General features: G+C 61.9%; 8 protein-coding genes. 5 read left to right on the plus strand and 3 right to left on the minus strand.

Going from position 1 to position 13,336, the window contains the following annotated elements; translation table 11 throughout:
* The first annotated feature begins 3 nt into the window (after window positions 1–3).
* The 4 genes from ACZY0R_RS18660 to ACZY0R_RS18675 all read left to right on the plus strand — a co-directional run bounded on the left by ACZY0R_RS18660 (window position 4) and on the right by ACZY0R_RS18675 (window position 3,629).
* Complete coding sequence (locus ACZY0R_RS18660; protein WP_488866034.1) at window positions 4–2,505, plus strand: spermine/spermidine synthase domain-containing protein; 2,502 nt, start codon at window positions 4–6, stop codon at window positions 2,503–2,505.
* A 21-nt stretch (window positions 2,506–2,526) separates the two neighbouring features.
* The gene (locus tag ACZY0R_RS18665) at window positions 2,527–2,862 is read left to right on the plus strand and encodes a hypothetical protein (protein WP_488860247.1); all 336 of its coding nucleotides are present in this window, start codon (window positions 2,527–2,529) and stop codon (window positions 2,860–2,862) included.
* A 123-nt stretch (window positions 2,863–2,985) separates the two neighbouring features.
* Entirely contained in the window at window positions 2,986–3,228 is a 243-nt protein-coding gene (locus ACZY0R_RS18670; RefSeq protein WP_488860249.1) for an antitoxin, read from the plus strand.
* Entirely contained in the window at window positions 3,228–3,629 is a 402-nt protein-coding gene (locus tag ACZY0R_RS18675; protein WP_488860251.1) for a type II toxin-antitoxin system VapC family toxin, read from the plus strand. The genes ACZY0R_RS18670 and ACZY0R_RS18675 overlap by 1 nt, the downstream gene beginning before the upstream one ends.
* 483 nt (window positions 3,630–4,112) lie before the next feature.
* Here the strand turns inward: ACZY0R_RS18675 and ACZY0R_RS18680 are convergent, their stop codons facing one another.
* Window positions 4,113–8,048, minus strand: coding sequence for an AfsR/SARP family transcriptional regulator (locus ACZY0R_RS18680; protein ID WP_488860253.1), 3,936 nt, complete (start codon window positions 8,046–8,048; stop codon window positions 4,113–4,115).
* A gap of 399 nt (window positions 8,049–8,447) precedes the next feature.
* On the opposite strand from ACZY0R_RS18680, the gene ACZY0R_RS18685 reads away from it, so the two are divergent.
* Complete coding sequence (locus tag ACZY0R_RS18685) at window positions 8,448–9,389, plus strand: hypothetical protein (protein ID WP_488860255.1); 942 nt, start codon at window positions 8,448–8,450, stop codon at window positions 9,387–9,389.
* A 590-nt stretch (window positions 9,390–9,979) separates the two neighbouring features.
* Here ACZY0R_RS18685 and ACZY0R_RS18690 read toward each other — a convergent pair.
* Window positions 9,980–10,990 (minus strand): CAP domain-containing protein, encoded by a 1,011-nt coding sequence (locus ACZY0R_RS18690; RefSeq protein ID WP_488860257.1) that lies wholly within the window; start codon window positions 10,988–10,990, stop codon window positions 9,980–9,982.
* Between the two features lie 430 nt (window positions 10,991–11,420).
* The gene (locus ACZY0R_RS18695) at window positions 11,421–13,154 is read right to left on the minus strand and encodes a hypothetical protein (protein WP_488860259.1); all 1,734 of its coding nucleotides are present in this window, start codon (window positions 13,152–13,154) and stop codon (window positions 11,421–11,423) included.
* Window positions 13,155–13,336 lie beyond the last annotated feature (182 nt).

Genomic DNA, 13,336 nt, shown 5'->3' on the forward strand with positions numbered 1-13,336 from the left:
ATCATGCTCTCCCCGCCGCTCTTCGCCCTTTCCCTGCTTTCCGCATCCGCGCTTGGCTACGAAATCCTGCTGATGCGCCTGCTCTCCATCATCCAATGGCACCACTTCGCCTACATGATGATCAGTGTCGCCCTGCTGGGCTACGGCGCGGCCGGTGCGATCGTGGCCCTGATGCAGCGCACGATCACGCCGAGGTTTGCAGCGGTGTTCGTGACCGGCGCACTGCTGTTCGGCGTTTCTGCGATCGCTTGTTTCGCGCTCGCCCAGCGCGTCGCATTCAATCCTCTGGAAATCTTGTGGGAACCGCGGCAGGCGCTGCGTTTGCTGTTGATTTATCTGCTCCTGTTCGTTCCCTTTTTCTGCGCTGCGACGTGTGTCTGTCTCACCTTCACGCGGTTCCATCATCAGGTCCACCGCATCTACAGCTTTGACATTCTGGGAGCCGGGATAGGCTGCGTTGCCATCATCGTTGCCCTATTTGGCTTGACGCCTGTGAATGCGCTCCGCCTTGTGGGCAGCGCGGGTCTGGCGGCGGCCGCGCTGGCAAGCATCGAGTGCCATTGGCATCGGCGCTGGTTGCCGGTACTGCTTGTGGCCGCAGCGGCCATTGTGCCGGCTAGCCTGCCAGGCGACTGGATCGCGCTGCGGCCCTCCGAGTACAAGGAGTTGAGTCAGACCCTGCGCATCAAGGGCGCACGGGTGGCCGCCGAAAGCTCAAGCCCATTGGGTTTCATCACGGTGGTGGAAAACGCTTCGATCCCTTTCCGGCACGCACCCGGGCTGAGCCTCAACGCGGCCCTGGAACCGCCGCCACAGCTGGGCGTGTTTACGGATGGCGACGGGCTCTCCGCGCTCAATCGCTATGACGGGCGGCGAGAGCCACTTAGCTATCTGGACTACCTCACCTCCGCGCTTCCCTATCACCTGCTGGAGCGCCCCCGGGTCCTGATACTTGGAAGCGGCGCCGGGGCCGATGTGTTGCAGGCGATTTACCACCAGGCGCGCGCCATCGATGCGGTAGAGTTGAATCCGCAGGTGATCGACCTGGTGCAGGACCGCTTTGCCGGTTTCTCCGGCAAGCCCTACAGCGCGCCCAACGTCCGTGTCTTCGTGGGCGAAGCGCGCGGCTTCATGGCTGGTCGCGGCGAACACTACGACCTTATCCAGGTCGCGCTGCTGGATTCGTTTGGTGCCTCGTCGGCCGGCCTCTACGCGCTTTCCGAGAGCTATCCGTACACGGTGGAAGCGTTCCAGGACTACCTCCGCCATCTCAATCCCGGTGGCCTGCTGGCAATCACGCGCTGGGTCACGCTACCGCCGCGCGATATCCCCAAATTATTCGGCACCGCGCTGATCGCGATGGAACGCAACGGCGTGTCGCAGCCGTCGCGCCGGCTCGCGCTGATTCGTGGCTGGAAGACGGCCACGCTGGTGGTCAAGAACGGGGACATCAGCGGTGCGGAAATCGCCGCGTTGCACGAATTCTGCCGTGCCCGTTCGTTCGACGTCGACTACTACTCCGGCATGGCGGCCGCGGAGGCAAACCGGTACAACCTGCTCGAGGAACCGTATTTCTTCGACGCGGCGCAAGCCTTGCAGGGCACCGATCGCGACGGATTCTGGGCGCGCTACAAGTTCGATGTCCGGCCCGCCACCGACGATAAGCCGTACTTCTTCCACTTCTTCAAATGGCGCTCGCTACCCGAACTCCTCGCCCTGAAGGCGCAAGGAAGCCTGCCATTGCTGGAGTGGGGCTATCCCGTGCTGGTCGCGACGCTGCTTCAGGCCGTACTCGCAACCCTGGTATTGATCGTCCTTCCGCTCTGGGTGATAAGACGCCGTCCCGGGCTGGTTCATGAGCCGTCGCCGCCGGCGACATCCCTTGCCGGCGATGGCACAGAAGCAAAGGGCCTGTCGGGCCGGCGCGTCGTGCTCTACTTCCTGGCGGTCGGCGCCGCCTTCATGTTCGTCGAGATCGCGTTTATTCAGAAGTTCATCCTGTTTTTGAGTCACCCGCTCTATGCGGTGGCGGTGGTGTTATGCGCCTTCCTGTCGTTTGCCGGACTGGGAAGCCGATACTCACAGCGCCTGCAAGCAGGTGGCCCGCCTTCACGCGGCCCCACGCCGGATCCGAGCCGGAGGACGGGGCGGTGGTACCCGCTCGGGTGGATCGTTTGCGCGATCTGTCTTATCTCGCTGCTCTACCTGGCGATCCTGCCAACCTTGTTTCGGCTGCTGATATCCCTCCCGGACCCGGCCAGGATCGCCATCTCCGCATTGCTGGTCGCGCCGCTCGCGTTCGCGATGGGAATGCCGTTTCCGCTGGGACTCGGGCGCGTTGCCTCCCGCGTTGAATCGCTCGTGCCATGGGCCTGGGGCATCAACGCCTGTGCTTCGGTGGTGGCCGCAGTCCTGGCCACGCTGTTAGCGATCCATCTTGGCTTTACCGCGGTGGTGCTGATAGCGCTTTTGCTGTATCTCGCCGCGGCATTCATTTGTCCATGATCTCCGGGCGTCGCATTCGCCGTGCGGTTCGCCGCGCGGCCGAAAGCGAAGACCCAATTGCTCAGTCGACATCGGTGGCGAAAACCTCTGCGACCACGGAGCGCAGCCATTTCGATTGGGGTCGTCTACCTGCTGCACCTGCTGCTGCAACGTGCCGAGCAACAGAGGCCCGGCAGCCTTGATGAACTGCTCCGCGGCGTACAGGCTGATCGCGCCGGGCTGTCGCCTAATATAGCTGGCCAGGACGAGACGCTGCGTGTCTTTGACGAAGCCCTGCGGATGCTTGGCCTTGCCAACGACCAGATGAAGGACGTTGGTCGCGCGGCAGCTAGCGGCTCGCCGGCATGTGATGAATAGGGCTACCCGCGGGCGGTTCTTTTGCCTGCGCGTCCTTGCCGATAACTGTTGTTGAGCGCAATGAATCGGCTTGCGTGACGATTGAAAGCGGCATATGCTTTGGCATATGCTAGGAGATCAATCGTGACCACCACTACCGAAGGCCGGCATGTCCGGCTGTTCCGCAATGGCCGCAACCAGGCCATCCGGATCCCGCGCGAGTTCGAGCTGCCGGGCGAGGAGGCCATCTTGCGTAAGGAAGGGAACAACCTGGTGATCGAGCCCATACCGACGACACCGCTGCGCGCGTTGCTGGCCCAATGGGCGCCGCTGGAGGAAGCCTGGCCGGACATCGACAATTTGCCTGCCGAAGCCGTGGACCTGTGATGCCAGTCTATCTGCTCGACACCAACATCGTTTCCGATGCCATTCGTAACACCCGAGGGACCTGTGCTGCCCGCATCGGCGCGGTCGATCCCGATTCGTTGTGCACGTCAATCATCGTGGCGGCTGAGTTGCGCTTCGGCGTGGCTAAGAAGGGCTCCGCAGTGTTGGCGCAGCGCGTCGACCAGGCCCTAAGCGGCCTGCGCGTGCTGCCGCTCGATGGCGACGCCGACTGGCGCTATGGGCAACTCCGCGCCGACCTGGAGCGCCGGGGGCAACTGATCGGCGCCAACGACATGCTGATCGCGGCGCATGCGATGGCCCTGGACGCTGTGCTGGTGACGGACAACACCGCGGAATTCTCGCGCGTCAATGGGCTGCAGTGCGAAAACTGGATCGCTTGAGCAGAAAACGCCCCCACGGGGGAGCAGAGAATAGCGCCAGTTGGGGCCAGGAACGTGTAAAGGAACGGCATGCGCCTGCAGCTTGTAATCAGCCCTTCGCACTTTGTTGACCGCTTTGGTCGCCGGGTTCTGACCGATGGTGGCCAGCCAGGCATGGACGGCAAGGAAGGCCTCGGCTCCACCACAGAGCAATCTCGCAATCGCGTTTTCCCAGCCTCTTAGCCGCAGCAATGCGACCAAATCTGGGGGAGAGAAAAATGCGGTCGAGATCGATCGGCTGGAGGCGCTTTATCGCCAGGTGTCCGCAGACGGCGCGACAGAGAGGCGAGCGGAGTTCATCGGGCGTGCTACGCAGCCGTACCATGACCACTAAGTCAATCGATTCTGCCAGATAATTGGCCGCTCTGAACCGCGGACCAGCCGCTCACGTTGCGTGGCTTCCCCTTAAGAGTCAACGCGCTCGCAGCGGCAAGCAGCCTTGCGCTAGCGATTCTTCAGATCAGCCAGGAGCGCTTGCGCCGTGCGAATATCAGTGAGTTCACTTCCTTCCCTTATGCTTTCGCAGGCGGGCTGCAGCACGGCGTATGCATTTTCAATGTCACCCGTTGCTGCCAACTGGCGTGCAAGGCTGATCGCCGCCCGAAGCCCGGGAAAACTGGCGCCCTGCCTTTGCGCAACCGCAATCGCCTCGCGAAGGGACGCGAGTGCTTCTTCTTGTCGCACGGGGCGCTGAGCTGCGAGCAATTCGCCTTTCAGACGCAGCATTTCCGAGAGCTGGAAGCGTCCGCCGTGCTGATTGACAGCGGCGAGCGCCCGATCGATCTCGACGAGCCCTGCCTCTGGTTTGCCCGCGCGGCCAAGTGCTTCGCCAAGCAGCGCATTGAAGTACGGCAGCCCCATTTCGGCACCCGTTGCACTGATTGCCGAAATGCCCTCCCGCATCCGTTCTATGCCCTCGTCGAGATCGCCCAGCTGCGCCAGCGCCCAACCCAGTTGAAATGTCCCTTGCGACAGCAGCAAGGGCAACACGTACTCCTCGCAAATTGCAATTTCCCGCGCCGCCCACTCTCTCGCCAGCTCCGGCTCGCCACGCAGGAGATGCGCGAAGCTACACGTCCAGTATGCCAATGCCGTCGTCAGTGGATGACCAAGTTCATGCGCGAGTTCCAGCGCCTCGTCGCAAATCGACAGCGATTTGTCCGGGTATCCGCGCAGGCACTGCACCAACGCGGTGAAGCATCGGCAGCAGACACCAGGATCATGTCCAGAGTATTTGAATGTCAGCGCGTGGTCTCGCTCGCGCTCGTAAAGGGCCATTCCGCTTGTGCTATGAAACTCTGCAGTAGCGTATTCACCCATGAAAAAACTATTCGTCCAGAAAAGATGATGCGTCTCGATTTGCATCCCGTGGTCATGCGAACCCGCCGTCAGGGCTGTGCAACGGTTGCCGAGTTCGCGGGCGATTTCCGACTCGCCACGGATCATCCGATACTGTCCTTCGCCCCGTAGCACGGTGAACAGTTCGCTCTCGTCTCCAAGCTCCTCGCAGAGCGCCCTCGCCTGCGTATACGCGTCAAGCACTTCTTTCGCCGCCCAGCCCTTCGCCGCCATCATGGTCACGCCCAGGACCTTTTGATAATCGAGTTCGTGCCTGAGCAGGGCAGGGGTTCGAGGCAATGTCCGGATGATCTCGAGCCCCCTGTTCAGGTGCTCAACCGCCTGCTGATACGCGGACCGCTGAAGCGCCTTGCGCGCGGACTGGTACAGATAATGAACTGCCTTGTCCCACAGTTCGCCAGCAAGCGCGTGATGCGCGAGGCGTTCGATATGCTCGTCGAGACGTTGCGCGTGAAGTCGCTCGATGACATCCACAAGCTGTACGTGCACTGAGCGTCGCCGCTCTTTGAGTACGCTTGCATAAGCGACACGATGCGTGAGCGCATGCTTGAAGGTGTATTGCTGATGCGGCAACAACCGGGTCTGATAGACGAATTCAGCCGCCTGCAGATCAGCCAGCAGATCGAGCACCTGTTCGCGGTCGAGATCGGCTATCGGCTGCAGAAGATCGACCGGAAACTCCTGACCGATAACGGCCGCCATCTGCAGCAGGATCTTCTGCTGCGCGGACAGGCGATCGATCCGCGAAGCAAGGACCGCATGCACGGTCGATGGAATATCGACCGTGTCGATGGCTCGAACCATCTGGTAGGCACCCATCTGGCCGACCAGTGCGCCCGCATCTGCCAGCGCACGAACAGACTCTTCCAGGAAAAGAGGCGTGCCTCCCGTGCACTCGATCAGGCGCCGGCGAAGCGCTGAAAGCCCGCCGTCGTCGCCGAGCAGCGACCGCAGCAGCAGTTCCGCGCTTTCGGCGCCGAGACTGTCCACGTGCAGTTGGGAAAAATAGCTCTTGCCAAACCAAGTGTGCCGATACTCGGGTCGATGGGTCACGAGAAGCAACACGCGCGACGCACCGATGAAGTCGACGAGATGATCGAGCACAGCCTGGGTGCCGTTATCGATCCAGTGCAGATCCTCGACAACGAGTATCAATGGACGGCGCTCACTCGCGCAGATCACAAGAGAGGCAACCGCTTCGAGCGTGCGCTTGCGCCTTTGCGGCGGACTCGCCATCTCCCATTGCGGATCGTCCGGCGGCAAGTCCAGCACTGCAGCCATCGCGGGACGCGTCGACGCGAGTGCCGGGTCGACCGCGTCGACGCCGCGACGAAGCTTGTCGGCTGCCTCGGCCAGTGTGTCGCGCTCGCCGATGCCGAACCATGTCCGCAGCAGATTGGCGAGCGGAAGATAGATCGCCCTCGTGTCGTGTGAGGTCGTGCCGGTCTCGAATATTGTCCAACCGGCCGCTTGTTCCGAGTTGACAAACTCGTGCACGAGGCGAGACTTTCCCACGCCCGGTTCTCCGACGATCGCGCATACCTGGCCTGCGCTGCGTCCGGCACGCTCGAGCATCCCCTGCAAACTGGCCATCTCCGCGTCGCGGCCGACAAAACGTGTGAGGCCGCGTACGGTGCGAGCGTTCCAGCGAAAACGCAACGCGGACTTCGTACGCAGCATGAAAATTCCGACGGGAGGCGTCGTGCCAGGAAGCGGCCTCGCGCGAGGATCCGAGAGTTCGATGAAGCCTTCGGCACACCGCACCGTGTCGGCGCTCACGCCGATCTCTCCGGCAGAGAGCGCGGCATCGATCCGATTTGCAAGCTGCGGTACGGAGCCAAGCGCGTCATAGTGTTGCGACCGGTCGTTTTCAATCGTCCGGACGACGGCCTCGCCAGAATGTATGCCGATGCGTACGTCGAGAGGCCGGTCATTGAGCGCCGAAATGCCTTCGCGCATCGCGAGCGCCGCATAACAGGCTTGGACCGCATGGTCTTCATGTGCGGCAGGCGCCCCAAACAGTGCCATCACACCATCGCTTCTGAACTGGGTGACCAAGCCGCCGAATCGCTGAACAGAGTCGACCATTGCTTTCAGCACAGGGTCGATGCGCTCAAGTGCCATTTCGGGATCCAAGTCGCTAATCGGCTCGCGCACGCGCGCGCAGAGCACACTTAGCTGTTTACGCTCCGCCGGCAATACCGTCGCATTGTCTGCTTCGTACTCAGCGCGCCACGCGCTCCCGGACTGCTCAGCCGGCTCCCCGACAGACACAGCTCGACCTGCAGGCCCTGAATCCTGCTGGATTCGGGCTGCCAGGCGTTGCGTGCCCTCTCCGGGGGCAAAACCAAGTTCGGTATTGAGTACACGGACGCATTCCTGATATTGGCGAACGGCAGCGTCCCGGCGTCCCGTCCTCGCATACAGCCTCATAAGCACCGCATGGGCCCATTCGAGTAATGGGTCCAAAGCCAGTACGCTGCTTGCCGCCGCAATTGCACGATCAAATTCGCCAGACTGCTCATAATGGCTGACGAGTTCGGCGAACACTTCCACAGCGCGCTCATGAAACCAGCGTCGCTCGACCATCATCCACTGCTCGAAGGGCTCTTCACGCAGGCCAAAACCATCGAGTAGTGCTCCCCGATAGAGCGCGACAGCCTTTGCCAGTGAATCCGGAGACCGCTCAGTCGCGAGGTGCGTGAATTGCAGCGCGTCGACTTCCACGAGATGTGCGTCGAGCCATATGGCATCCGGCTCCGCTTTCAACAGTGGCGGCGCGTTCGGCAGAATCCTGCGCAAGCTCGACAGTGTCTGCCGCAAACTGGCTCTTGCCTGCTCTTCAGCGCTGCGCTCCCAGAACACGCTTGCCAGTTGCTCTCGCGAGCGCAGCATGCCTGGCGACAAGGCAAGGTAGGCCAGGATGGCCTTGCTCTTCTTGGTGGGAAAGTCCAGCGGCACATGCTGCCCAGCAAGCCGGATGTGCAAGCCTCCGAGGATTTCGATCTTGAGCCGGGTCATGTCGTGCGTGAGGTGATGCGTCGCCCTCAAACAGTTTACTCCGCGCTGCACGACATTCAGGCATCCCATGCAGACTGCCCGCCCGCCTGTCCTTCATGAGTCTCTTTTTTTTTGACGGCGTTTTTACGCGGCCTCGCACGCTGTTCACGGATCGATGACGTCCGCCAACGATAGTTGGATCGTGACGATGCCGTACGCCCAACCTGGCTGACTCGTTCGAGGGGCTGGGAAATCCCGGGCGGCACCGGCACAGTACGCCAGGCGGCAACTCACGCACCCTAGAGCCTCCGAACCGCCGCCCGGCTGCCGAACACGTGCGGGGCGAGAGGACAGTCGTCGCTCGCGGCGGCCACGGGACGTGTGAGGTATCCGTGAATCGCAATTGAAGGAGATGTTTCAATGGAAATCATGACTGATGGGCATAAGCTCAACACCAACCGCTACGCCAAGTGCGTCGCTGCGTCCAAGCGCGTCCGCTGGGATATCGACCGTGACGTGATTCGCGGCCGATGCTTCGATTTCACGAAGAAGTTTCTCCCGGACGCACTATCGAAGGTCGATTCTCTCGCCTTTCTTGGTCCCGACGAGCAGCGCCTGCTCAGTCAGATTCAGGGCCGCACTTACGCAAACATGTTTGGCCTCGTCGAACGCTTCATTGCAGCGAAGGTACTGGAGATGAGCGGCCCATACCGCCTCGGCGACCAAAGCGCGTTCGAAGCGCTCGTTCGGTTCACCGATGAAGAAATCAAGCATCAGGAACTGTTTCGCCGCATCGAACGCATGTGCGCCGAAGGCATGCCAGCCGGTTACACGTTTTTGCCGGAAGCAAACAGCGTGGCGTCGTTCGTACTCGCGAAGTCCACATGGGCAGTGCTCGCTCTAACCTGTCACATCGAACTCTTCGTGCTCGCGCACTATCGGGGCAGCATCGACGAGGACCCGAATTCGTCTGAACTATGGAAGGATGTCTTTCTCTATCACTGGCGCGAGGAATCACAGCATGCGATTCTCGATGAAATCGAATGGCAACGCGAAGATGCGAGGCTTTCGCCTGAAGAACGTGACGCAGGTGTCAACGATCTGATCGAACTGATCGCCGCCGTCGACGGCATGGTGCAAACACAGGCTCGCGCGGACGCTGATTACTTTGCGATGATCTGCGGACGATCGCTGCCGATGGCTGACAAAGTATCCGTGCGCATGAGCCTGCTTGCAGCATACAGGTGGCAATACATCATTTCCGGAGTGCAGGAACCCCGCTTCAGTCAGATTCTCAGCGGCATGATCACCGGGAACCAGGTGTCTCGAATCGGAACTGCGATGGCACCAATCATGAGTTAGCGCGCGACAGCGCCGGCTGCAAACTTTCCCGTTCGCGGCCGGTAAGTATCAACATGCGCTTTGCGACGAAATGGCGGAGTCGCGGCTATGGGGGGGACAAGTTGCCGAACGCCACAATCTTGGGACATCGAAACAGTGAGCTAACGAACTACAACGGCGACAGCTTCGGCACATGGGAAGCGGCCAACGTCATCGACGCAAGCTGGATGAGCAAGTGAGCGCGAGGCTGAACTACCTGCCGCTGCCACGGCAGTATCCCTAGCTGCCACCGTCGCTCGCCTACATAGTTCGCTTGCTCAAAAAGGGACGCTCCGAACCGAAAGTCGAGCGATGAGGACGTCCGTAGTGACCTATAACGCGACGATGGTCATTCAGGGAGAATGACTGCTGCCGGAGTGGATCGGGTCGCTCGAGTGATAATTTTTGCACACGCATAAATGTCAGGAACTGGCCGGCAAGCGACGACCGCAATCGCCGGGCGACCTGTCGTACCGGGTATGAAAATCACGGGGTAGTCCACAAAACCCCCAAAGAAGACAGGGGGCAAAGTTTGATGCATTCTCGGCCTGCCTAGACGCGGAAGAGGCTGGTCAGTATGCCGTAAAACTCCAGGACTTGTTGATCGCCACATCATTTCGCGAGCCGACGAAAGTCGCTGTGTATGTGCCGGCAGCGATGGGCTGCGTGGGGAGCAGGAACACTACCCCTCGAAACAAGCTCGCGTCCTCGATAGCCGAAGCAACCGAGCCAGCCTTGGATTCGGCAGGCACCAGGATGCGAGCCGGTACGCGACTGCCGCCAGGCCCCGTCAGGATGAAGTTCGAGACCGTCAGCACGTCAGATGGCTTTTCAACGTTGACGCGGAACATGATCGGGGGACCGGCTCTGGCCAGATCGGGCGCTGGATTCGGGATCTCGTCGCCAGGAATGAACAAGCCGTGGACGTTGGCATTGTCGGCTGGGTAGTGGGCGCCAGTGCCGGGAGGCAGCTGTTGGCCGCCCCACTGGGCGAGGCCGTAGCCGCCGGTTCCGGCTGCGGTCACCACACCAAAGTTCGTCACGCAGTAATTGTCATGCATGGCGAGGCCGATGGTCTCCTGATTGCTGGTAATCCCTTGCAAGTGGTAGACCGAGTTCGCCATCGAGGCAAGACAGCGGCCAATCTCGCCGTTGTAAGCATTCTGTCCAACCCATTGCTTGTGCCAGCCGCCCACGGTGAGTACTTGCTGGTACGGATCGGGACTGGTGAAACCAGGATTCCCGGGGATCTCCGTGTGGCTCATCACCGCGTTGAGCTTCATATACTCCAGGTGGTTCTCGGCCGCGGCGTCCAGGGCGGCGTCTTGCCGCAACGCGCCTACACCCATTGCGATGCGCAGGGAGTTGAGCGCATTGAAGAATTCGAGGCGCGGGTCGGTTCTGGAGTAAGTGGATGTGAGCGCAATCACAATCGAAGCAGAAGAAGACGGTTCCTTCCTGATGGTCGGTGTGCGTGGCAGGTTTGAAGCAATCGTTGGAGGGGTGGCGCCAGCGCTACCAATGCTGGCGCAGACCGCGACGAAGGTAGACATCGCGGCAATTGCGAAGAGGCTCTGTTTCACGTTTTTCCGGTTATTTTAGGTCTGTACAAGCGGGGCTAAGGATCCGCGGGTGACCCTGGCAAGTCCGCTTCCAGAGGCTTAACGTGATATCGGGAAGATTCGTGCACAGGAGCATGCGCGCCTGGTGCGGCAAGCTGGGGGAGTGGGTAGGGCGCGCCGTCGGCGCCCATGCAGATGCAAGAACCTAGAGACTGTCCGGGTGCCCACGGAGAGGGATCTGAGTATTAGTGTTTGACCCTGCAATTGGGTGGCGGCACAGGAAAAGCAGCTTATCGCCAACCTGCGGGGAGAACGAAGGTCGCAGATCGACCCGTTGCAGTCCCTCAAGCTTACGCTTGCGAACGTCTGGAAGGGCAATGAGTCCAGTCGGTCAGCGCTCTACTCACGGTATCAGTTCCTTTCCGGTCATTGAAGCAGCCACGCGGCCCTCTCAGGCCTGCCTGAGCAGGTTCACGGACGCCGCCACGGTGGCGGAGCCCGCGGCGAGTTGCGCACAGAGGTCAAGCAGCGACCCCAGCCGCGTCATGCCGTCCGGACCCGGACGTGGCCGGGGAACGATGTCGAGGTCGATCACCGGGCGGCCAAGGCTGTCGAGGTCTTCGTCCTGGTGGCCACCCCCGCCGCCGGAAAAGTCGAATCCGGGGATCGGCGCGCCCAGGCTGTCCAGCTCCTCTCCCGTACTTCCGACCGTGCCGCCTGCCGCCACGACGGCCCTGAGTGCACCGAGCCAGCGTCCGTAGCGTGCATTCGTATCGCCCAGGCTGTCGATCCCTTCCTCGCCGCGCCACGCACGTCCGACTAGGGCGAGCAGCGTGTCCCGGTCCATCCCCGCCAGGCGGCCGTCCGGATTGCCCTCCTGGTCCCCGTCGTCCCCGTCGCCCGCTGGCAGGCCGGTCTGGGCATCCGCATCCGGGTCGGGATGGTCGTCGTCGTCGGGGGGGGGGGCGGAGTCGTTGGCGTTGTCCGCCACATTGCTATTAGCGTTGTCGTTGTCACCGCCGTCGCCGGAGTCATCCGAGTTCTCCGAGCCATCGGCATTGCCGGCGGTGGGGCCGGCCACGATCTTGCCGCCCTTGACGGTCTTCGGCTCGCCGTTCGTGATCTTGCCGTCCTTGTCCACCGAGTCCATCTGCTCCGTGCCGTCGCCGTTCTTGTCGACGGTACGCGTCTTGATGGTGTAGCTCCCGTCCGCATGCCTGGCCACTTCAGTCGTGGAGGTGTTTCCATTGACGTCGGTCGAACTAGCGGCGGACCCGGTGTCGCCGTTGGACGACCAGTCCGTCCTGTCCATGGACGACGAACCGTCGGGCTTCTCGTGCCTGCTGATGGTGTATTCCGTGCTTGTGCCGTCGGGATTGGACTCGGTGCCAAACTCCACCGAGCTGTGCCCGTCGTCGTGCTGCCCCATCGGATTTTCCTTGTCGTCGTTGACGTCGATCTTGATCCACGACTTCGCCGGATTGATCCCTTCGTCCGACACGCCCCTGGTGCTGCTTCCCGTTTCGTGGCCGCGTCCCGGAGTCGGCTCGTACGTGCGGACGATGTGGACGTGCGCGCCGTCGCGCTGGGTGTAGTCCTTGACCTCCACCACCGTATCGTCCGCGCCCTTGTAGGTCCGGGACGAGGTGCCTTGCGAGTCGGGCCCGGTCCATTGCATCGTCTGCTGGCCACCGCCTTTCACGCTGGCATCGCCCAGGGCCTTGCCGTCGCTGCGGAAGAAGGCGCCGTGCAGCCGGCCCCGCTTGCGTTGCCAATCGGCCGTCCAGAGTTCCTTGCCATCCGGCGCGGTCGCCACGGCGCGGAAGCTGCCGTTGCTGTGTCGGATATAGCGCGTGGTGCGGCCCGGCCGGACGTCCTCGCGCGTCCATCTGCCCGGTCCCACAGCAGGCGCCGACCAGACATCGGTGCGGGTGATGCGGGGGCTGTCGAGTCGCCGCTCCCACTCGACATTGCCGCGTGAATCGCCACGCAGCCGGGACCTGCGCATGACCACGCCGCCGGCCTCCACGTGGCGCCGGATAACCGTTTCCTCGAAGCCGTCCGGGCCGATATCGATCGTGTGCAGGGCGCCTCGTCCGTCATGCTCGACGAGGCTGGCTGTGCCGTCCGCGCCGGCAGAGGCCAGCGTGTAGGCGCCGGAGGTCCACATCCTGAGTCGAACCATTTTTTGCTCCATGTTCCGCTCCCTCGCCTGCCACTGACATTTGAATATACTGGCCCGCCGGCCTTATCCCAAGGCGGTGTTCGCCAATCGACGGTTCTGGAACCGACGGTCCCCGCCAGAGAGTGATCGGCCGTTCATCGGCCGTCTCCGTCATTGACGGTTCAAGATCGGCTGACTCAAAC

It is taken from the genome of Cupriavidus sp. F041, from assembly GCF_057814235.1.